Annotated in this window: 20 protein-coding genes and 1 pseudogene; 9 read left to right on the top strand and 12 right to left on the bottom strand. The window is 67.1% G+C overall.

Features of this window, described 5'->3' with window-relative positions:
- The 7 genes and pseudogenes from ACFXN1_RS19295 to ACFXN1_RS19265 form a co-directional block, all read right to left on the bottom strand.
- Positions 1 to 977: pseudogene (locus ACFXN1_RS19295) on the bottom strand (Fe-S oxidoreductase); the annotation flags it as partial.
- A gap of 199 nt (positions 978 to 1,176) precedes the next feature.
- Complete coding sequence (gene fni / locus ACFXN1_RS19290) at positions 1,177 to 2,292, bottom strand: type 2 isopentenyl-diphosphate Delta-isomerase (RefSeq protein WP_379441309.1); 1,116 nt, start codon at positions 2,290 to 2,292, stop codon at positions 1,177 to 1,179.
- Positions 2,289 to 3,401, bottom strand: a complete 1,113-nt coding sequence (locus tag ACFXN1_RS19285; RefSeq protein ID WP_379441310.1) for a phosphomevalonate kinase — start codon at positions 3,399 to 3,401, stop codon at positions 2,289 to 2,291. Before ACFXN1_RS19285 ends, fni begins: the two co-directional genes overlap by 4 nt.
- Complete coding sequence (gene mvaD / locus ACFXN1_RS19280; protein ID WP_379441312.1) at positions 3,398 to 4,399, bottom strand: diphosphomevalonate decarboxylase; 1,002 nt, start codon at positions 4,397 to 4,399, stop codon at positions 3,398 to 3,400. Before mvaD ends, ACFXN1_RS19285 begins: the two co-directional genes overlap by 4 nt.
- Positions 4,396 to 5,361: a mevalonate kinase gene (gene mvk, locus ACFXN1_RS19275; RefSeq protein WP_379441313.1), complete on the bottom strand. Its 966-nt coding sequence runs from the start codon at positions 5,359 to 5,361 to the stop codon at positions 4,396 to 4,398. Before mvk ends, mvaD begins: the two co-directional genes overlap by 4 nt.
- A gap of 2 nt (positions 5,362 to 5,363) precedes the next feature.
- Positions 5,364 to 6,545, bottom strand: coding sequence for a hydroxymethylglutaryl-CoA synthase (locus tag ACFXN1_RS19270; RefSeq protein WP_379441314.1), 1,182 nt, complete (start codon positions 6,543 to 6,545; stop codon positions 5,364 to 5,366).
- Positions 6,546 to 6,549: 4 nt separating this feature from the next.
- Positions 6,550 to 7,620 (bottom strand): hydroxymethylglutaryl-CoA reductase, encoded by a 1,071-nt coding sequence (locus ACFXN1_RS19265; protein WP_379441316.1) that lies wholly within the window; start codon positions 7,618 to 7,620, stop codon positions 6,550 to 6,552.
- Positions 7,621 to 8,026: 406 nt separating this feature from the next.
- On the opposite strand from ACFXN1_RS19265, the gene ACFXN1_RS19260 reads away from it, so the two are divergent.
- The 5 genes from ACFXN1_RS19260 (at position 8,027) to ACFXN1_RS19240 (ending at position 13,533) form a co-directional block, all read left to right on the top strand.
- On the top strand, positions 8,027 to 9,016 hold the full coding sequence (locus ACFXN1_RS19260) for a hypothetical protein (RefSeq protein WP_379441317.1): 990 nt from the start codon (positions 8,027 to 8,029) through the stop codon (positions 9,014 to 9,016).
- A 17-nt stretch (positions 9,017 to 9,033) separates the two neighbouring features.
- On the top strand, positions 9,034 to 9,618 hold the full coding sequence (locus ACFXN1_RS19255) for a cysteine hydrolase (protein ID WP_379401716.1): 585 nt from the start codon (positions 9,034 to 9,036) through the stop codon (positions 9,616 to 9,618).
- Positions 9,615 to 10,631 carry a hydrogenase expression/formation protein HypE gene (hypE, locus tag ACFXN1_RS19250; protein WP_379441318.1) on the top strand — a complete coding sequence of 339 codons (1,017 nt, stop codon included), beginning with the start codon at positions 9,615 to 9,617 and terminating at the stop codon, positions 10,629 to 10,631. Before ACFXN1_RS19255 ends, hypE begins: the two co-directional genes overlap by 4 nt.
- Before the next feature lie 9 nt (positions 10,632 to 10,640).
- On the top strand, positions 10,641 to 12,962 hold the full coding sequence (hypF, locus tag ACFXN1_RS19245; protein WP_379441319.1) for a carbamoyltransferase HypF: 2,322 nt from the start codon (positions 10,641 to 10,643) through the stop codon (positions 12,960 to 12,962).
- An 82-nt stretch (positions 12,963 to 13,044) separates the two neighbouring features.
- The gene (locus ACFXN1_RS19240) at positions 13,045 to 13,533 is read left to right on the top strand and encodes a nucleotidyltransferase domain-containing protein (protein ID WP_379441320.1); all 489 of its coding nucleotides are present in this window, start codon (positions 13,045 to 13,047) and stop codon (positions 13,531 to 13,533) included.
- Between the two features lie 6 nt (positions 13,534 to 13,539).
- On the opposite strand, the gene ACFXN1_RS19235 is transcribed toward ACFXN1_RS19240, so the two are convergent.
- Both ACFXN1_RS19235 and ACFXN1_RS19230 read right to left on the bottom strand, forming a co-directional pair.
- Entirely contained in the window at positions 13,540 to 14,061 is a 522-nt protein-coding gene (locus ACFXN1_RS19235) for a hypothetical protein (protein ID WP_379441322.1), read from the bottom strand.
- A 7-nt stretch (positions 14,062 to 14,068) separates the two neighbouring features.
- Positions 14,069 to 14,932 (bottom strand): helix-turn-helix domain-containing protein, encoded by an 864-nt coding sequence (locus ACFXN1_RS19230; protein ID WP_379441323.1) that lies wholly within the window; start codon positions 14,930 to 14,932, stop codon positions 14,069 to 14,071.
- 69 nt (positions 14,933 to 15,001) lie between these two features.
- On the opposite strand from ACFXN1_RS19230, the gene ACFXN1_RS19225 reads away from it, so the two are divergent.
- The 3 genes from ACFXN1_RS19225 (at position 15,002) to ACFXN1_RS19215 (ending at position 16,987) form a co-directional block, all read left to right on the top strand.
- Complete coding sequence (locus ACFXN1_RS19225; RefSeq protein ID WP_379441325.1) at positions 15,002 to 15,985, top strand: alpha/beta fold hydrolase; 984 nt, start codon at positions 15,002 to 15,004, stop codon at positions 15,983 to 15,985.
- Positions 15,986 to 16,088: 103 nt separating this feature from the next.
- Positions 16,089 to 16,406, top strand: coding sequence for a hypothetical protein (locus ACFXN1_RS19220; protein ID WP_379401709.1), 318 nt, complete (start codon positions 16,089 to 16,091; stop codon positions 16,404 to 16,406).
- Complete coding sequence (locus ACFXN1_RS19215; RefSeq protein WP_379441326.1) at positions 16,406 to 16,987, top strand: carboxymuconolactone decarboxylase family protein; 582 nt, start codon at positions 16,406 to 16,408, stop codon at positions 16,985 to 16,987. Before ACFXN1_RS19220 ends, ACFXN1_RS19215 begins: the two co-directional genes overlap by 1 nt.
- Before the next feature lie 264 nt (positions 16,988 to 17,251).
- Here the strand turns inward: ACFXN1_RS19215 and ACFXN1_RS19210 are convergent, their stop codons facing one another.
- From ACFXN1_RS19210 to bioB, 3 genes are all read right to left on the bottom strand, one after another.
- Positions 17,252 to 17,968, bottom strand: a complete 717-nt coding sequence (locus ACFXN1_RS19210; RefSeq protein WP_379441327.1) for a DUF2567 domain-containing protein — start codon at positions 17,966 to 17,968, stop codon at positions 17,252 to 17,254.
- Positions 17,968 to 18,183 carry a hypothetical protein gene (locus ACFXN1_RS19205; protein ID WP_354843205.1) on the bottom strand — a complete coding sequence of 72 codons (216 nt, stop codon included), beginning with the start codon at positions 18,181 to 18,183 and terminating at the stop codon, positions 17,968 to 17,970. The genes ACFXN1_RS19210 and ACFXN1_RS19205 overlap by 1 nt, the downstream gene beginning before the upstream one ends.
- 101 nt (positions 18,184 to 18,284) lie before the next feature.
- Positions 18,285 to 19,322 carry a biotin synthase BioB gene (bioB, locus tag ACFXN1_RS19200; protein WP_379441329.1) on the bottom strand — a complete coding sequence of 346 codons (1,038 nt, stop codon included), beginning with the start codon at positions 19,320 to 19,322 and terminating at the stop codon, positions 18,285 to 18,287.
- A 111-nt stretch (positions 19,323 to 19,433) separates the two neighbouring features.
- Between bioB and ACFXN1_RS19195 the strand changes: the two genes are divergently transcribed.
- A complete protein-coding gene (locus ACFXN1_RS19195; RefSeq protein WP_379441330.1) occupies positions 19,434 to 20,018 on the top strand; it encodes a TetR/AcrR family transcriptional regulator C-terminal domain-containing protein in 585 nt (194 codons plus the stop codon).
- The last annotated feature ends 126 nt before the right edge of the window (positions 20,019 to 20,144 follow it).

Genomic DNA, 20,144 nt, shown 5'->3' with positions numbered 1-20,144 from the left:
AGCGACATGATCAACAACTTCGGCGACAACGGCTTACCGGTATTCCAGGCCGGGCACTGCGACTGACAACGACCACACTCGGTACACGTGGTGACATCGAGAATGTCCTTCCAGGAGAAGTCCTCGAACCTACCCACACCGAAGGTGTCGTTGTCCGGGTCCGCGGTCTCCATCTCGATCGGCTTACCGTTCGACATCATCGGCTTGGCCGCACCCAGCGCCACGCCGCCATCGGCCTCACGCTTGAAATAGATATTGAAAAACGCGGCGAACCGGTGCCACGCCACACCCCAGTCGATATTGCGGCTGACCACCACGACCCACACCAGCGCCGTCATCAGCTTGCAGAACGCGAAGACCGAGACCGCCGCGGCGCTCGCGGGCAGCAGCTTGGCGATATTCATGCTGACGAAGTCGCTGGCGGCATGGTGCTCACCGGTGTAGGCCTGCACCAGTGCCTTCACACCGACCATGCTGATGCCCTCGGCGAGCACGATGAGCTCGACGAAGTAGGCCGCCAGGAAGTTGGAGCCGGAGAACCGCGAGAGCCGCGCGGGCCGCCGCGGGTGGTTGGCCTGCCGAATGATGATGAGCGCCAACGCACCGACGATGGTGCCCAGGCCCAGCAGCTCGTCGAGCAGGTGATAGACGAGGGTGTCACCGATCCACGGCCACGTGAAGGTGGGGCTGAAGATCTGCCCCTGCGCCTGGAAGACGGTGACGAACCCGAGCAGGAAGCCGACCATGACCAGCCAGTGCGCCCAGCCGACGGTCCGGAACTTCACCATGCGGGTGTGCGCCGCGAATTCCTTGACCAGGGTGGCGATTCGGGGCAGAAACGGCCCGAACCGGTCCGGTGCCGGCTGCCCCAGCCGGATGGTGCGCACGATATTGCGCACCGCCAAGACGAACCCGGCCCACGCGGGCACACCGACCAGTATGGAGATGATGCCCAGCGTTATTTGCAGGGGGCTCATGCAGTGGCCTTTCATTCACGAAGCGACGCTGTGCCGCTCGGCGCTCGTCGCATCATAACTTGCGCCAAGTTACCCACGGGTAACTAATCACAATTCATGTTACCCGCGGGTAGGGTATCAGCGTTCTCGGCGGATCGAGGCGCCCCACGCGCGCCGGATATGGTGTGCCGCAAATTCATTCGATACGACCGCGCTCACCTCAGCGGAACCGGCTCGTCGGCACGATGGGGCGCAGCGGATTCCGGGAGCGCCGGGCATAGGCGGCCGGGTCGATGCCGCGCAGTCGGCAGATCTCGGCGAGCCCGCCGGTCAGCAGCAGGTCGGCATCCGTCAGCGCGCGAACGGTTTCCGCGCCGAGCACCACCATGAGTTGCCGGATCTGCGTGATCCACGCGCTGATCGCCGCGATCAGCGCATCGACGCCCTCGGACTCGAGGATCGTCAGGAAGTGCCCGGATACCCCCACCGCGCGGGCGCCGAGCGCCAGGGCGCGAACGACATCGAGTGGAGTGCGCACCCCGCCGGAGGCGAGCAGCGTGACCCCGTTCGTCAGGGCCGCTTCGGTTCCGTCGACCAGGCAGGCCGGGGTGGACAGGCCCCAGTCGGCCGGCAGGCCGAAGTCGGCTCCTCGTCGCCGGGCATTCTCGATCAGCGCGAAATTCGTTCCGCCATTGCCGGATACGTCGACGATCCGCACGCCGAGCTCGGCCAGCCGCGTGACCGTGTCGGCGCTGATCCCGAACCCGACCTCCTTCACGATCACCGGTATGCCCAGCGTCTCGGTGAGGCGAGCGATATGGCGCGGCCAGGCCGAGAAGTCCCGATCGCCCTCCGGCATCACGATCTCCTGGATCGCATTGACGTGCACCTGCAGTGCGTCGGCACCCAACAGCTCCACCGCGCGCATCGCCATCTCCGGTGTGGCATTGGCGTTGACATTGGCGATGACGTAACCGTCCGGATTCTCGCCGCGCAGCACCCGGTAGGTCTCGGCCACCGAACCGTCTGCCAGGTATGCGCTCATCGAACCCGACGCGATCGCCAAGCCGGTCTCCCGCGCGGCGATGGCCAGCCCACGATTCACCTCGCCGGTGCGGGCGCTGCCGCCGGTCATCGCGTTGATGTACAGCGGCACCGGCCACGTCGTGCCGCCCACCTCGGTGGCGAGCGAGACGGCGTGCTCCGCGGTGCCCCGCAGGGCGTGGTGGACGAAGGCGACCTCATCGAACGGAGACGGGCGATGCCCGGCCATCGATTCGCGATGCTGCGCGACGGCCAGGCGGACATGATCGTCCTTGCGGCTGGCATAGCTCATCTGATGCTCTCTTTCCTCTCGGGTACCCGGAGATTCAGCGGTTCGATGCCGGCGGCTCGCCAGCGCTGGCGCAGGGTCGGCGCGCGGGCTGGATCGATCAGGGCGATCCCGCAGTCGCCGCCGCCCGCGCCGGAGCTCTTGGCCGCGGCACCGAGTTCCTCGGCCAGAGAGCGCAATCGAGACAGTTCGGGGCTCTCGATGGCGGTACCGGATACCGCGGCCAGGTCACGCAGCAAGCGACCGGCGGTGCTCAGCGCGAGCTCGGCCGCTCGATCGTCGCCGGAGCGGCACGCCGTCGCGAACTGCTCGACGCACTGATCGCTGGCGGTGACGAACTGCCGATAGGCCGAACCATGGTGTCGGACGGCCCGTTTCATGGCCGTGACCAGCGTGCTCGAATCCGCTGGTCGCCCAACCCATCCCACTTCCAGGGACAGCTCGCGAGGGGGCGGCAGCGACTGTACCGTCAGATGTTTCCACGGCCGCCGGATCAGCGCCCCGAGTTCGGTGTCCGGCCGCGCCAGCGCCGCGGTCAGGGCCGCGCGATCCGGGGTCCGGTAGTACACCCAGCCGCCGTGCGCCGAGGCCGCGACATCACCTCCGGAGCAGTTTCGATCCACCGAGAACACCGACAGCAGAGCCAGTTTCGTCTCGGTGTCCGGATCCAGCGGCAACCCGTAGGCCCGGGCGGCAGCCCGTACCACCGCGACGGTCACCGCTCCGGAGGACCCCAGCCCGTATTTGCGTCCGGTGGCGGAATCATCCAGTTGGGAGTCGATTTCGAGGGTGAAGCCCACCGGCTCGTGCCCTGACTCGGCGGCGTAACGATCGACGATGGCCAGGGCCGCCAGCACATGGGACAACCCGGCCGCTTCGGCTGACCTCACCGAGACCGGCTCGAAACCCGTTTCCCGGCAGACGAATTCGGTTGGACGATCGGGGGCACGGCTGGTCATGATCGTCCGGACAGCGGGACCGTTCGAGCTCACCGGGGTAAGGCGCACGCGCACGTAGCGATCGATGCCGACCAGCACCGCCGCGCTGCCCGGGTCCAGGACCGCGTATTCGCCGACGATGTACAGCTTGCCCGGAACAGCAACGGTGATCATCGTTCTCCGCTGTCGGAGACGGCGGCACCGGGCCCGGCGGTGGTGACCACGATCCGCTCCACTCCCCCGGCCACCTCGGCGACGGCCGCCGCGACGAGGGCGCTGTCGCGGGAATCGCACAGCACCTTCACATTCGGACCGGCGTCCATCGTGGCCCAGGCGCCGATGCCCGCGGCACGCAACTCCAGCACGAGGTCCAGCACACGCAGGGTGCCGGGTGCGAAATACCGTACGGCCGGTCGAGCGCCGAGCATGGTGGCATGCATCCCGAGGGCGTTGGCCTCGGCGATCTCCCCTACGGTCGCCAGATCGCCCTCGCGCAGCGCCGCCCGCATGCGGTCCAGGTCTCGGCCGGACTCCGCCACCCACGGCGGATAGAACGGCGACGTGGCCATGGTCCGCCGCATGGCTTCCCTACTGGGAACCGCCTTTTCGCGGGTATCGACCAGGGCCACCACCAGCGCCGGGTCCAGCAGCGGCGCCTCGATCGGCTCGGCGAAGCTGCTCAGGTCACCGGCCGCGCCGGCACCCACGCCACGCCACCACACCGCGAAGCCACCGAAGACCGAGCGTGCCGCACTGCCGGACCCGCGACGCGCCAGCCGGGACAGCGCGGCTCGATCCAGGTCCAGTCCGTAGGCGGTCGCGGCGGCCAGCGCCAGTGCGGCGAAACCCGCTGCCGAGGATGCCAATCCGGCTCCGGTCGGCACCGTGTTCACGGTGTCCACCACCGCGTATCGCCGGTCGCTGGACCGCTCGCGCACCAGCTCGAGAAACCGCGAGACCGGCGCGGCGAACGCCTCGGGTGCCGGGGCGCCGGCGAAGGTCACCCGGTCGGCGGTCGGGTCCGGCCCCACCGTGACCCTGGTCGTGGTCGGGAATTCCCGCAGGGTCAGCGACAGGCTGGTGGTCATGGGCAGGTGCAGGACCTCGTCCCGCTTGCCCCAGTACTTGATCAGGGCGATATTCGGATGCGCGATCGCCGCAACGGAATTCATACGTCCACCGGATTCAACGGAACCTCGAGACAGCGCTGGGCACCCGCCGCGAGCAGTGCCGCGCGGATGGCGGGGGCGTCGGTGGTCAGTGCGATGACGCAGCCGCCGAGTCCGCCGCCGGAGAGTTTGGCGCCCAGAGCTCCCCCGGCCAGTGCGGCGGCCACCAACTCGTCGACGGCCGGGCAGCTGACGCCCAATCGCACCAGAATCCGCTGTGCGCCGGTCATGGCATCGCCCAGCTCGGCGAACCGCCCGAGCCGCAGATCCTCGGCAGCACCGTGGGTGAGCTGCCCGGCCCGCTCGAGCAGATCCTCACCTGCCGCGCCGAGGGCGTGCAGTCGCCGGCGCGCGGTCGCGACCGCCGCTCGGGTGCTGCCCGCCACACCGGTGTCGCCCACCACCAGGACCGCTCGATCCGCGCTGTCCGCCACCGGAAGTGGCCGCGCCACCCCGTCCTGGAACCAGAGCGGCCCGGCCGAGCCGATCACCGTGCGCGCGTCGACACCGCTGGCGTTCCCGTGCGCCAGCGCCTCCGATTCCTGAATCAGCGCGAAAAGTGTTTCGTCGGAAAGCTTTCGATCCCACAGATCGGCGACCGCCCTGATGATGGCCGCCGCGATCGCCGCGCTCGAACCCAGACCCCGCCCGCTCGGGATATCGCTGTCGACGGTGATGGCCAGGCCGTCATCGGGAACCCGGAGATGGTGGCAGACCGCCGCTACCGCCAGCCGCGACACCGCGGTATCGCCCGGCCCCGCAGCCGGTCCCCGACCTGCCGCGTTCGTCGACTCCACGGTGACCGGGCCCCTGGATCGGCGCGCGGTGGCGGTGACCCCCACGAGCGGCACCGGCAGCGAGATCGCCGGACGACCGTAGAGCACCACATGCTCACCGAGCAGGATCAGTTTGGCGACAGCCCGGCCATGACCGAGGGTGGGGTCCGCCGACCGTTCAGCACCCATCCTCATGCCTGGATCAGGTGACATGCCTCGTACATTCGCGAATGCTCGGCAACGGCCCGCAAACGGAACGGTCCGGCCCCGTCGACCGCCAATACCGTCGACGAACCGTCCTCGGGCAACTCGAAATCCCTTATCTCACGATATCTTTCGTAGGAGATCGGCTCCCGTCGCGCGATGGCGGACTGGTTGGCCGAGGTTCGCAGTCGCCGCCGATATCCCGGCACCATCGACAATCCGAAAAACTCCGCGACACAACCCGATCCGTAGCTCAGCATTCCGACGGAGCGCCCGCCGAGGTCCTCGGCGTGGTCGAGCAACGACATGAGACCCACGTACAGCGAGGCCGTATAGCTGTTGCCGACAAGGCGATTGTAGATAGTGGTGTGTGCGAGGTCCGCGTCCAGCCGCGCGTTATCGGTGTCGATACCGTGGATTTCCAGCAACCGCGCGTGGGCCTTGTAGGCCATTCTGGTGAACGGCTGGTGATAGCAGAACGCCGCGAAATCCTGGATCGCCCGGCCGCCGCGGACTTCGTAGTCCTTCCAAACCTGTTCCACCGCTTCGAGATACAACGAGACCGACAGCTTGCCGTCCACCATCGGTGTCGAGCGGTGGTTGGGTCGCCAGAAGTCCTGCACATTGGCGGTGTACAGACCCGACACGGGCTCGAGGACCGCGACGGCCGGGTCCGCCGACACCAGCATGGCGACGGCGGCCGCGCCCTGCGTGGCCTCGCCGGCGGAACCGACATCGTATTTCGCGATATCGCTGGCGAGCACCAATACCTTGTGGTCGGGGTCGCGGTGCACGAGTCCGGCCGCGAAGTGCAGCGCCGACGTGCCCCCGTAACACGCTTGCTTCAATTCCACCGCCCGCGTCGAGGACGGTAAGCCCAGCAGGTCCTGCACATGGATCGCGGCCGCTTTGGACTGGTCGATCCCGGTTTCGGTGGCGAGCAGGACGGCGCGGATATCCCCGGCATCGTGCTCGGCCATGATCTGCTTCGCCGCAGCGGCGGCCATGGTGACGATGTCCTCGTCCGTCGCCGGGACGGTCTGCGTGCTCTGCCCCAGGCCGATGGTGTACTTGCCGGGGTCGACGCCGTGCCGCTCCGCCAGCTCCTCGAGGTCCAGCGCGTAATGCCCGGTCGCCAACGCGATATCGTGAATTCCAATAGGGGACACCACGTCAATTCTCTCTATCCGATGGTGGGCGTTCGAAATTCAGATGCGTCCGCATCAGTTCGCCGGCGTTCGTCTGGGCCGCCAGCAGCGACAGTTCGCCGCACAGCACCGCCGCCGCTGTCACCACGGCGAGCCGGCGGGCGTTCGCCCCCGTCGCCCGGTCCGCACCGCAGCCCAACCTGGCGAGATTCGCCACGGCGAAATCCAGTCCCTTTCCGTTTCCGACGGTTCCGACAATGATGTTCGGCAGCGTGCACGAGAAATAGAGATCACCATCGCGGTCCTCGGCGTGCGTGATGCCCTGCGAGCCCTCGACGATATTGGCCGCGTCCTGGCCGGTGGCCAGGTAGACCGCCAGCAACATGTTCGCGTAATGCGCGTTCGCGGAACGGATTCCGCCCGCCAGACTCGTTCCGATCAGGTTCTTGCGGACATTGAGAGCCGCTACCCGCCGCGCGGTCGTGTGCAGATCGTTCGCCACCACGGCACGCGGGATCAGCAGTTCGGTCACCACGTTCTTGCCGCGGCCGAGAATGCCGTTCACCGCGGACGCCTTCTTGTCCGTGCAGAAGTTCCCTGACACTGATTCGTAACGCAGACCGGGGAATACGCGCACCAGGTACGCGAGAAGGGCATCGGCGGCCAGGGTCGCCATATTGTGGCCGGAAGCGTCGCCGGTAGCGAATTCGAATCGCACGAACAGCAGATTTCCGGCGATCTGGTGCCGGACATCCAGAAGTTCGGCATAGCGGCTGCAGTCGGCGACGATCCGGCGCATCTCCCCCATGGAATCCCCGAGCCGGCGGACCGCCGACAGTGCCGCACCGGCGTCGTCGGCCTCGAGCAGGACCGACCGGGTCATCCGTTCGTCGACGAGTGTGCACACGACGCCGCGGTCGCAACGCCTGGTGATCTTGGCGCCGCGCGCCACCGACGGCCACAGCGGTGACTCGTAGGTGGCCAGCGGGACCTCGATCGGTTCGTCCACCACATTGCCAGTGATCTTGATCGGGCCCACCCAGCGCAACGGGACGACCGCCGCGTCCTTTTCACGCTCGGTACCGGTCATGGACATCGAATCTCCCCGAGCATATTTGTGTGATTGCGATTTACATATACGGAAACCGAAGTCGGCCACGGTATTACCGCACATGTCGATCTTCGGGACAAGGGCCGAGCGCACGTCGCCGATCCCACCGAGTGACGTATCCGACTGTGAGCCTGCACAGTGCACCCAACCACACCCCGTCAGGTCGCCTGTCCTGCGGCGATGGCTCGAATCACGCTGTGCAACTGCGGCTTTCGCCCAGTTGCACATCCCAGGTAGTGGCGCACGACCTGTGGATCGACACACTCTCACGGCACACAGAACGGTGTGCGATCACAACAACCATGCCGACCGGTCGAGTCCTCTTGCCGGAAGGGTGAGGCTGCGGTAATTTTCGAATTCTGACCCTGTAAGACCAAGGGGCACTACATATTTGGAGCACTCCTCGAAATTGAACCGCGTCAGAACAACCTTAGAGATTGCATCGCTGGTTACTATCGGCTCCCCGAGATCCGAGGGTGAGGATCATTCGCACATCGAAAGGTTGGTCGAGGCCGAGTGGCCTTTGCCGCCCATTCTCGTTCATCGGCCCACAATGCGGGTCATCGATGGATTTCACCGCACATTCGCCGCGCGACTGAAGGGATTCACACATATTGATGCATATCTGGTGGACGGTTCCGAGGAACTCGCATTCATCGTCGGGGTACGCGAAAACACAACCCACGGCCTGCCGCTGTCCCTGAGCGATCGGCGCGCTGCCGCGGAACGCATCATGCGGACGCATCCGCACTGGTCGGATCGTTCGATCGCAACCACCGCCGGCCTGTCCGCGAAGACCGTGGCATCGATCCGCGGCCGGATCGACGACGATTCGCGATCGAGCCATCGCCTGGGAAGTGATGGCCGCCTACGACCCGTCGACACCAAATCGGCCCGGCGCACCGCAGCCGAGCTGATCCTGGCGCGCCCGGACGCATCCCTGCGCAGCATCGCTCAAGAAGTCGGCTTGTCCCCGTCCACCGTTCGCGATGTTCGCGCCCGGCTCGAACGCGGGGAGGATCCGCTCGTTCATTCGAACGAAAACAGAACTCCCCGTACCTCACCGGAGTCGGAGAGCAAACTCTCGGACACCCCCGATCGGCTGACACCCCCCTCGCCTCCCGAGAAGCCGGCGGATCTCGGCGCCCTGCTGGCCCTGCTGGCCCGGGACCCGGCGCTGCGCATGAGCGCCAGCGGCCGCGACCTCCTGCGCTGGATGCATCAGCACGCGGTGAAGAGCACCGATATCGAGAAAATAGCCGACGCCATGCTCCCGCATACCCGGGACCACATCATCGAATTCGCGTATCAATGCGCGGTCAATTGGTCGAATATCGCCCAGGATCTGCAAAATCGCCCGGGCGCGACGCAGAACAACTAATTACTGGAGTAGTCGACATGTCAAAGATTGCAGTCCTCACGAGCGGCTTGCAGTACGATATCGTCGGAAAGAATCCGGAACGTCGGGCGGCGATCGCCGCGGCGACCGCACATGTGGCGGGATTCTTGTCCGATCTGCGGAAACGCGGCTATCCCGTCTTTCACCTGCAGCTCATCAACGAACCCGACGATCCCCTCGCCGAGCGGTACGACGGCCGTGTCCCCGCGCTGCGCGGCACGGCGGGCGCCGAGGTGATCCGGGACTTCCTCGAGCCGGACGATATCGTTCAGGAGCGGAGCAAGGACAGCGGATTCTACGAGACCGATCTGCACGAACGGCTCCAGGCAATCGGGGTCGAAACCCTGATTCTCATCGGTCTGCAAACCCAGATCTGCATTCAGACGACGGCGGCCGACGCATTCTTCCGCGGATACATCGTCGGCGTGCCCAGCGACTGCGTATTCTCCGCTGTCGAAGCCGACCGGCAGCGCGCACTCGAATGGCTCGAGGGCTACTGCGCCACGGTCGCCGATTCCGAGGAGATTCTGCGGACGATCGATGAGAACGGCGGTCTCCCCCGGAAGGAGACCAAGACACCGTGACTCTCGCAACCCAGCAGATCCAACTCGACCACGGCACCGGCGCGACACTGTCGAGCGAACTCGTGGCATTCATCGCGGAGACCTTGGGCGACGTCTATGTGGGCGAGATGGAGGACAGTGCCGTCCTCGCGGTGGAGGGCAGCCGTATCGCGATGACCACGGACAGCTTCGTGGTCGACCCTCCGTTCTTCGGCAATGGCGACATCGGAAAGATCGCGGTGTGCGGGACCGTCAACGATCTCGCGGTCTCGGGAGCGGCTCCGCGGTATCTCACGCTCGGAATGATCCTCGAGACGGGACTGCCGTTCGACCGCCTGTCCCGAGTGCTGACCTCCATCAGGGACACTGCTCGCGAAGCCGGCGTGCAGATCGTGTGCGGCGATACGAAGGTCGTGCGTGCCGGGGAAGCGGATCAGTTGTACCTCAACACAAGTGGGGTCGGTTTCTTCGGCCGGGAGCCGCTTCGGATGGACGCCGTGCGCCCCGGGGATGCGGTCATCCTGTCCGGTCCCCTCGGTAATCACACTGTGCATCTGCTGTCGATCAGGGAGGGTCTCGGCTTCGAAAGCCGGGTCCTCAGCGATTGCGCACCCCTCAACACCATGATCGACGGCGTTTTCGCCGCGGTGCCGACCGGATCGATTCGCTCGATGCGCGATGTCACCCGCGGCGGACTCGCGGCGGTGCTGCACGAGTACGCGGGCAAGTTGGACAAGACAATCCGGATCGAGGCTCCGGCATTGCCCATCCAGCACGAGACCGCGATGGCTGCGGACATGCTGGGGATCAATCCACTGCACTGTGCCAACGAGGGCTGTGTGGCGATCTTCATCGATCCCGAGGCGACCGATCAGGTACTCGCCGCGCTCCACGCGCACGAGTACGGCCGGCACGCCGTGGCGATCGGCGAAGTGACCGCACTCGATGGCGCGGTGGTCGTTCTCCGGGATTCCGCCGGCCACGAATCCACACTGCAACCTCTCCGCGGCGCCGAGCTGCCCCGGCTGTGTTGAACCGATGCCATGACCGAACATGCGACCTGGAAAATCAGGGTTACCGGCGTCGTTCAGGGCGTGGGCTATCGCCCGTTCGTCTACAAGCTCGCCCGTGAACGGCACTTGGCCGGATGGGTTCGCAACGATCCCGAGGGCGTGCTCATCGAGGCGAGCGGCCAAGAGTCCGTGCTGCGACGCTTCAGCGAGGAATTGGCGAGCAAGGCTCCGGAGTTGGCCCGCGTCGACGGGGTGGTAGCTCTCAGCAGATCGGCGGGGCGGTCGGCGGCCACCGATTTCGAGATCGTGCACAGTGCGCACAGCGGAGCGAAAGTCGCTCTGGTGCCCGCGGATACGCATGTGTGTGCCGACTGTCTGGCCGAGTTGCGCGATCCGGCCGATCGCCGTTACCGGTACCCGTTCATCAACTGCACGAACTGCGGTCCACGGTATTCGATCATTCGCGGACTTCCGTACGACCGGTCGCAGACCACGATGCGCTCGTTCACCATGTGCCAGAGGTGCGACCGCGAGTATCGGGATCCGATGAGCCGGCGCTTTCACGCACAGCCCAATGCCTGTGCGGACTGCGGACCTCGTCTGTTCCTCGCCGACGGGCAGGGAGCGGTCCTCGAGGGCGAGGACGCATTGCGCCGGTGCGCACGGGAATTGACGGCGGGGCGGGTCGCGGCCATCAAGAGTGTCGGGGGCTTCCACCTCGCCGTGGATGCGTGCCGCGCCGAGTCGGTGGCCTTGCTCCGCGAGCGCAAACGCCGGGATTCGAAACCCTTCGCCGTCATGGTTCGGGATCTGGTCACCGCCCATCGGATCGTGGAACTGTCCGCGGCGGAGGAAGCACTGCTGCGGTCGCCCGCGCGGCCGATCCTGTTGGCGCGCAAGCGTTCCGGCGTGCTCCCGGAAAGCGTCGCCCCGAGGAATCCGAATCTGGGCCTGATGCTGCCCTCGGCACCGCATCATCACCTGCTGCTGGACGAATCCGGTCTGGACACGGTGATCATGACGAGTGGAAACATCTCCGGCTATCCGATAGTCCATCGCAACGAGGATGCGCTCCGACAGCTTTTCGAGATCGCCGACGTGATCCTCTACCACGACCGTGAAATCGAGATCCGGGTCGACGATTCCGTGGTCCGGTTGTCCGCCCACGCCGAGTTGGACGGGCCCCTGGTGACGTTCCTGCGCAGAGCGCGCGGGTATGCGCCCTATCCGGTGGACGTCGGCCGTCCGCTGGCTCCGCTCGTCGCCTATGGCGCCGAACTCAAGACGACGGTGGCCCTCTCCGCCGGTTCCCGGGTCTTCCTGAGCCAGCACATCGGCGACCTGAAGAACGACGAAACCTTTGCCGCTCATCGCAAGACGGCGGCACACCTGGCGTCGCTCTATGATCTGGAGCCTGCGGCGGGTGTCTACGACATGCACCCGCAGTTCCGCTCCAGCAGTGCGCACGAGGGCATCGGCGAACCGGGCGATCCCGTGTTCGTCCAGCATCATCACGCTCATATGGCCGCGTGCATGGCGGAGAATCGGCTCACCGGACAGGCCATCGGTGTGGTGTTCGACGGAGCCGGCTACGGCACCGACGGCACCATCTGGGGCGGGGAATTCCTGGTGGGCGGCTTCGAAAAGTTCGAGCGGGCAACGCATTTGCGGCGTTTGGCACTGATCGGCGGTGACCGAGCGGTGCACGAACCGATTCGCACCGGGGTATCGGTCGCCCTGGACGCATTCGGCGATATCGACACGGCCGTCAAGGCGTTCCCGGCGATCGGCCGGCTCGAGCCGGATCGCCGGCACGTGTATTCGACGATGCGAGCGCAAGGAATCAATTCGCCCGAGGTATCGAGCATGGGCCGGCTCTTCGACGGCGTGGCCGCCCTCCTGGATATCTGCTGCTACGCCGAGTACGAGGCCCAGGGCCCGATCGAGTTGGAGGGCCTGCTCGAGCGTGACCTCGCCATGGCCGACGGATACGAGTTCGACTACACCACAACCGAAGTCGACTTCGGACCGGTGATCCGCGCGATCGCCGCGGACCTCGCCGCCGGCCTGCCGCTCCCGCAGATCAGCCGTCGGTTCCATTCCGGTGTGGTCACCATGGTCCGGCGGCAATGCCGCGAGATCTCCCGTGCCACCGGCATCCGGCAGGTCGTCCTCTCGGGCGGCGTATTCCTCAACGAATTCCTCCTGGTCAACTCCCTCACGATCCTCGAGCGCGACGGATTCGACGTCTACAGCCACCGCCACGTCCCCCCGAACGACGGAGGCATAGCCCTCGGCCAGCTGCTTGTCGCGGACTACCGGCGCGCCCTCGGGAACGGACGGGTCGGGTGAGGGCCGAGGTGTAGTTGGTGGACTCGCGCCCGCCGAGCTGATACCCGTCCTGCACCGACCGCACTGCCCTACGCTGACCGCCATGGAAGCAGCCGACGTCCTCGACCTGCACCGGGCCTGCGCCCGGGCCGGCATCACGATCTGGATCGACGGCGGCTGGTGCGTGGACGCGCTGCTGGGCGAGCAGACCCGCCCGCACAGCGACCTGGATATCGCGGTGCGCCGCGGCCAGGCCGATCGGGTGCGCGAAATCCTCACGGGGATGGGCTATCTCGCCGACCCCCGGCCCGACCACACGGCGTGGAACTACGTCATGTCCAAGGGCCCGGACACCTCGGTCGACATTCACGTGTTCGACCACGACGCCGACGGTCGCGTCACCTACGGCATCGAATATCCCGCCGATTCCCTGACCGGCACCGGCACCATCGACGGCGAAAAGGTCGACTGCATCGCGGCCCCTTGGATGTTCACCTTCAAAACCGCGTACCCGCCCGCCCCCAAAGACCGCGCCGACGTCCAGGCCCTCGCCGCCAAATTCGGCTTAGCCATCCCCGACTCGCACCGATAGCCGGAACTACCAGCGGACCATGGGCATCGGGCGCGTCGGATGGGTCAGCGCATACCGGGCGGCTTGCCGGGCCAGGAATGCGTGGAATCCGACATAGGGCAACTGTGCGACAACAGCTTTCACCTCGGCCCGGGTCACCGGTCGATGAAGCAGCCCGCGTGTCACATCGATACGGTCGGCGATGCGGAAGGTCTCGGCCAACCGGTCGTCGACGCCGCGAAGGCGATGATGCTCGAGCACCATCCGACGTGCAGTCTCGATATCGCCGATACCGAATTCAGCAGCGTGACCGCCCACCAGATCCGCCGACGCATCCAAATAGTCCCAGCTTCCCCCCGTCCAGATCCCCAGATCGTGCGCCGCCCACGCCAGTGCCGCGACATCCGGCACCGCCTCCCCCAGCAACAACTGCTGAAAGTTCAAACAGCGCAACACATGATTCCGGTACACCGGCAAGGAATCACCGATCTCCCGCCGATGCCGATCGAGCACGGCATCCACAATCGGATGAGAACCCAGGATCTGCATCCGATCATCATGTCGCATCGACCCATGATGCGGTGGGCATGCTCGTCATCCCAGCGGTGGGCCAGGCGATGTCGTCGACGGCGAGCCAGGAGGTTACGGCGACGGCGGTGGGGGTGATGCCGGAGAAGGCGACTATGTCGCGGTGGAGGTGGGATTGGTCGGCGTAGCCGGATTCGGCGGCGACGCGGGCCGGGTCGGTGCCGGCAGCGAGGCGGTGGACGGCGTGGTCGAAGCGGATCAGGGTGGCGGCTCGTTTGGGGGGCAGGCCGAGTTGGGTCTGGAATCGGGACCACAGGCGTTTGCGGGTCCAGCCGAGTTCGTCGGCGAGGGCGTCGACCCGGACCAGGCCGTGACCGGAGCGGATGCGGCGCCAGGCCCAGACCACCTCCGGGTCGGCCCATGGCGCGTCCGCGTAGCGGCGGGCGAGCAGGGCCTCGATCAGTGCGAAACGTTGGTCCCACGACGGGGTTTCGGCCAATTGTTCGCGGATCAGCGCGGACTCGCGACCCCACAGGGCGTCCAAAGGCACCAGGGCATCGGATAATTCGGCGAGGGAGACGCCCAGGAGCGGACCCGCGACCAGGGGAGACAGGCGCACCTGCACGCATTCGATCTGCGCGCCGCGCACCCGCCGGGTGCCGGTCCCGAGCCCGCCGACCAGGCTGCCCCCGCAGCGGCCCGCTGCGTCGTCGACGGTGACCGCGCCGGGGCCGAACTCCAGCAACAGCGTGATGTCGGGATGCGGCAGCGCCAGCTGATCAACAGGATTCACCCCGTGATCGCGGAACCCGGCCATGCGGATACCGGGGAGCCGGCCGGGCCGCGAGGGGCAGACGACATCCCAGACAGGTTCGGCTGCGGTGACGGGCACGCCTTCATGGTGGTGGCCCCGGAACATTTGTTCAAGCCGGGAGGTTGCGGCGACGGCGACAGTGAGTGCGTGAATTCTTCAGCTGTACTCCCCGACCATTCGCAGCCAGTGCAGGCCGGGCGCCGCGCCCGGAAACGCGGCCAGCGCCGCCCGATAGCCGCTGCTGTCGTCGGCGCGATGCTCGTGCTCGGCAGCGCAGCGGTGACGGCACCGCAGAGCGCCGCGGCCACCGGCGATTCGACGCTGACCATCGACGGCCAGGACATCCATGTCGGCCAGGACGGTCCCGCCGGCGATCCGGCCCTGGTATTGATCCACGGCCTCGGCGCCTCCACGCACTGGTGGGACCGGCTGACTCCACTGCTGCCCGGCTATCACGTCATTCGCGTCGATCTGCTCGGCCACGGGGGATCCGCCAAACCCGCGGGTGACGAGTATTCGATTCCGCAGCAAGGACATCGGGTCGCCGGTGTGCTGGACCAGCTCGGCATCCGGCACGCGCTCGTCGTCGGCCACTCCACCGGCGGCGCGGTCGCCACCTCGGTCGCCGAACAACGCCCCGATCTGGTGACCGGCCTGGCCCTGATCGACGCCGGCCCCGCCATGAGCGACGACACCTCCGAAAGCCCGGCCTCCCAACTGCTCACCACCCCCGGCGTCGGCGACCTGCTCTGGCAGGTTCGCACCGACGACCTCCTGCGTCAGGCCCTGCACAGCGCCTTCGCCACCGACACCTACCCGATACCCCAGCAGTTCGTCGACGACCTGCGCGGCATGACCTACCACGCTCTCATCGCGACCGACGCCGCCAGCACCGACTACATCACCCGGCGCACCCTCCCGGACCGCCTCACCGACCTCGGCAAACCCCTCCTGGTGATCTTCGGCGACCAGGATCGCCGCTGGCGCCCCGACACCGCCACGGACGAATACCGCAGCGTCCCCGGTGCGACAGTAACCACCATCCCCGACGCAGGACACTCCCCCTTCATCGAGAACCCCTCGCGCACCGCCGAAATCCTGTTGCCCTTCACCAGGATTCACGCCTCGTGAGCGGCCCAGAACCCGTCAGGAGAGGAGCACGCGGCGCCGGGATCGTGCGCGGGCCTATGGTGGTCACAGGGAAAGGCAGGTAGCTGAGCCGACGGAGGCGGTCGTGGCAACCGAGGACAGGAAGCGAGCAGCACACCGTGCCCTGGTGGACCGGGTGCTGAACGGGACGGGCGCGGCGCCGGAAGACCTGCGCGCCCGCGCCTTTCACAATGCCGATCTTCCGCCACCGTTGCGCGAGCTCATCGACAAGGTCGCCACCAGGCCGACGCAGACCGCCGACGCGGACTTCGCCGCCGCGGAGGCCGCGGGCTACAGCCAGGATCAGCTCTTCGAGCTGGTCGTCTGCGCGGCGGTCGGCCAGTCGGCCCGGCTGTACGAGGCCGGGCTCGCCGCCCTGGCAGCCGCAGAGGAGGACGCCTGATGCGCCCGGATGTTCTCAACGACGGCTACCGCCCGGCGACCAAGCTCTTGTTCGGCCTCATCAGACTGTTCTCCCGCCAGCCCGTGCCCGATGCCGCCAAGCTGGTCTTCTACCGCCCCGACTTCTATGGCGCCCCGGCGAAAACCTTCACGCACGAGGCCATGCGCGGCCCCTCGGCCTGGTCGGTCGCCGACCGGGAACTGATGGCCGCCTATATCTCCAAGGTCAACGAATGCGACTTCTGCATCGGCGCGCACACCGCCACCTCCGCCCAGGCCTACGCGGATGACGACCGTGTCCGATCGGTGCTGACCGATGTGGATTCGGCGCCGATCGAGGACGGTCTGCGGGCAACCCTGCGGATGCTCGGCACACTCACGCGCGAGGGCGCGGTGACCAGCGCGGACATGCGCAACGTGCTATCGGCCGGCGTCACACCGCAGCAGATCGAGGACGCCCTGGCGATCTGCGCAGCGTTCAACACGACCAACCGTCTCGCCGACGCCTTCGACTTCGCACTCCTCAGCCCGGCGGCCTTCCAAGCGGGTGCCGAGTACCTGCTCAAACGCGGATACCGCTAGACGATCATCGGTCCTGGGAACGATCACGGTGTTTGGTGGTGCGCTTGTAGCGGCGGCCGCTCGGGATCGGTTGGGACGCATTGGATCTGCGGAGTTCGTGACGCTGACGCCACGCGGTGAGGTCGGGGCGTTCCGCCGGTGCCGAGCCGGCACTATCGGCAGGTGCGGGCTTCATGGGTCCCCCCTGGGTGATTCGAATCCGTGGACGCGAACACGGTAGGGGGTACAACGCCCGGGCTCCAGCGAATATTGCCGGAGCCAGGGTCAGCGGGTGGCGCCGGAATCCGGCAGCGAACCGGGAGCGTCGAAGGGCACCACGGGTTCTCGCACGCCCATGGCCTGCTGCGCGCCACCGGGGTACGGACCGTAGGTGATGGCGGAACCGTACTGGGGCCCGGCGAGCACGGCCGGGTCGGGGCGGCTGCCGCCGAACGGGAGGAATTGGCCGCTACCGAGATCGTCGGAGGTGCTGAGGGCGGTCAGCAGGAGCGCCACCACGGCCGCGGCCAGCGGCTGGGCGATCAGCGCGGCCCAACCCTCCACGGCGGGAGCGAAATTCACGATGGTGTGGAGGGCGGGATGCTGGGGGCGGGTGTGCAACTGGTCGGCGACGGCCTCCCCCACCACCTTCATCAGGAGGGCGCCGCCCAGCGAGCCGAGCAGAATGCCCGACAGCAGCACGGGCCCCCGTGCCCGGCGCCAGCGCCAGGACGCGGCCGTGCCGAGGACACCGAGCACGATGCCGATCAGCACGAAAATGGCGAAGGCATCGAAACGATGCATGCTCTCGCCGGTGAGGGCGGTGCCGCGGTCGGTTTCGACCACCAGCAGCTGCTCGGCGGGAGCGAGGAACGCCCACACCACCCCGGCCAGGGCGCTCACCGCGACGAAGACGGTGCACACCACCGCCGCCGCGCGCACTTCCCGCATCAGTACGTCGACGCGTAGTCCGCCCGGCTCGGCGGTGAGTGTGGTTGCCACTAGCGGTGTTCCAGGCTCGTGGAGTCGAGAACACCGTGGCGGGAGCATTTCGCCCACCAGCCGTCGGGGCTGACCTGCACGATCATGCGGCGGCCGCACTGTTCGCAGAAGCGCGGGGGCTCGAGGCCCAGAGCGGCGGCCGCGGGAACCGGATCATCCAGACCCGGCACGATCCGCTTACCCGTGAAAGGGTTGTAGCGCTCCTCGATGTCCACGATCACCTCGATGGATCCTTCGTGTCTCAATAGCAGTGCACGGTAAAGCGGGCCGGAGAGACCGTACCGCCACGGTACCGGTTTTCCATAGCCCGCTCGTCTCAGAGGGTTTCGTTGAGCGCCTTGATCGGCATCTTGAGCTCACCGAGCAGATCGATGTCGGCCTCGGCGGGACGACCCAGGGTGGTCAGGTAGTTGCCGACGATGACGGCGTTGATGCCACCGAGGATGCCCTGCTTGGCGCCCAGGTCGCCGAGGGTGATCTCACGGCCGCCCGCGAAACGCAGGATGGTGCGCGGGAGGGCCAGGCGGAAGGCCGCGACGGCACGCAGGGCGTCGGCGGCGGGCAGTACCTCGAGGTCGCCGAAGGGGGTGCCCGGGCGCGGGTTGAGGAAGTTCAGCGGAACCTCGTCGGGCTCCAGTTCGGCCAGCTGCGAGGCGAATTCGGCGCGCTGCTCCAGGGATTCACCCATGCCGAGGATGCCGCCGGAGCAGACCTCCATGCCCGCCTCGCGCACCATGCGCAGGGTGTCCCAGCGCTCGTCGTAGGTGTGGGTGGTGACCACGTTCGGGAAGTGCGAGCGCGCGGTCTCGAGGTTGTGGTTGTAGCGGTGCACGCCCATGGCGGCCAGCTGATCCACCTGCTCCTGGTTGAGCATGCCGAGCGAGCAGGCGACCTGGATGTCGACCTCGTTGCGAATGGCCTCGACGCCCGCGGCGACCTGCGCCATCAGCCGCTCGTCCGGACCGCGCACCGCGGCCACGATGCAGAACTCGGTGGCGCCGGTCTTGGCGGTCTGCTTGGCGGCCTCCACCAGCGACGGGATGTCCAGCCACGCCGCGCGCACCGGGGACTGGAAAAGGCCGGACTGCGAACAGAAGTGGCAGTCCTCCGGGCAGCCGCCGGTCTTGAGCGAGATGATGCCCTCGACCTCGACCTCGGGCCCGCACCACTTCATGCGCACGTCGTGCGCCAGGCCGAGCAGCTCCTCGAGCCGGTCGTCGCCGAGGCGCAGCACCTCGAGGGTCTGGTCCTGGGTCAGGCCGACGCCGCGCTCGAGCACCTGCTCGCGGGCGATGGCGAGAATGTCATCGCCTGCTGTGGTCACAGCATCGGTGGTGACGGCTGCCTGAGTCATGTCCGCGCGAATCCCTTCATCCGACCGGTGTGGCCGAGCAACTTGAACGGTGTTCAGGGTAGGCTAGCAGTCCGGTACGTGAGCCGGAACACGAGAGGGTCGGGTTTTTCAGTGCAACTCCATCGCACGGACGTGGTCGACGGGGCCATCGCCATTCTCGACCAGTACGGTCTGGCGGATCTGACCATGCGCCGGCTGGCAAGCTCGCTGCACGTCCAGCCCGGTGCGCTGTACTGGCACTTCCCCAACAAGCAGGCGCTGCTCGGTGCGATCGCCGACCGGATTCTCGCGCCCATGGACGAACCGGTCCGGGCCGACGAATGGTCCAAGCAGATGGCCGAATTGGCGCACCGGCTGCGTGAATGCCTGCTGGCCTATCGCGACGGCGCCGAATTGGTCTCGGCCACCTACGCTTCCCGCCTCACCACCAGCAAGGGCCGGGAACGCCTGGCCAGCGCCGCGATTCGCGCGGGCATGACGCGCGAGGAGGCCGAGCTCGCCGCCTACACGCTGCTGTACTACGTGCTCGGCCAGACGGTGGACGAGCAGTCGCGCATCCAGATGGATTCCGCGGGCGCCCTGACCGAGGAGAACTCGCCGCTCTACGACATGCCCGACGCCACTGCCCGTTTCGACTTCGGGCTCCAGTTGTTCGTCAGCGGCGTCCGCCACCTGCTGGGCAGCCGCATCCGCTGATCCGCCCCGCCGCCGACGACGCGGTGGGGTGAACCGCCGCGCGGGGGCGCGCCCCCACAAAAAAAAAACCACCCCCCCCCCCCCCCCCTCCCCCCCCAACAGCACCACCCCCTCCTTTCTCGCCTT

It is taken from the genome of Nocardia sp. NPDC059154, from assembly GCF_042755705.1.
In the GTDB taxonomy this organism is placed as follows: domain Bacteria; phylum Actinomycetota; class Actinomycetes; order Mycobacteriales; family Mycobacteriaceae; genus Nocardia.
Note: the sequence above shows the minus strand (reverse complement) of the source record. Positions and strands in the feature narration are given on the sequence as shown.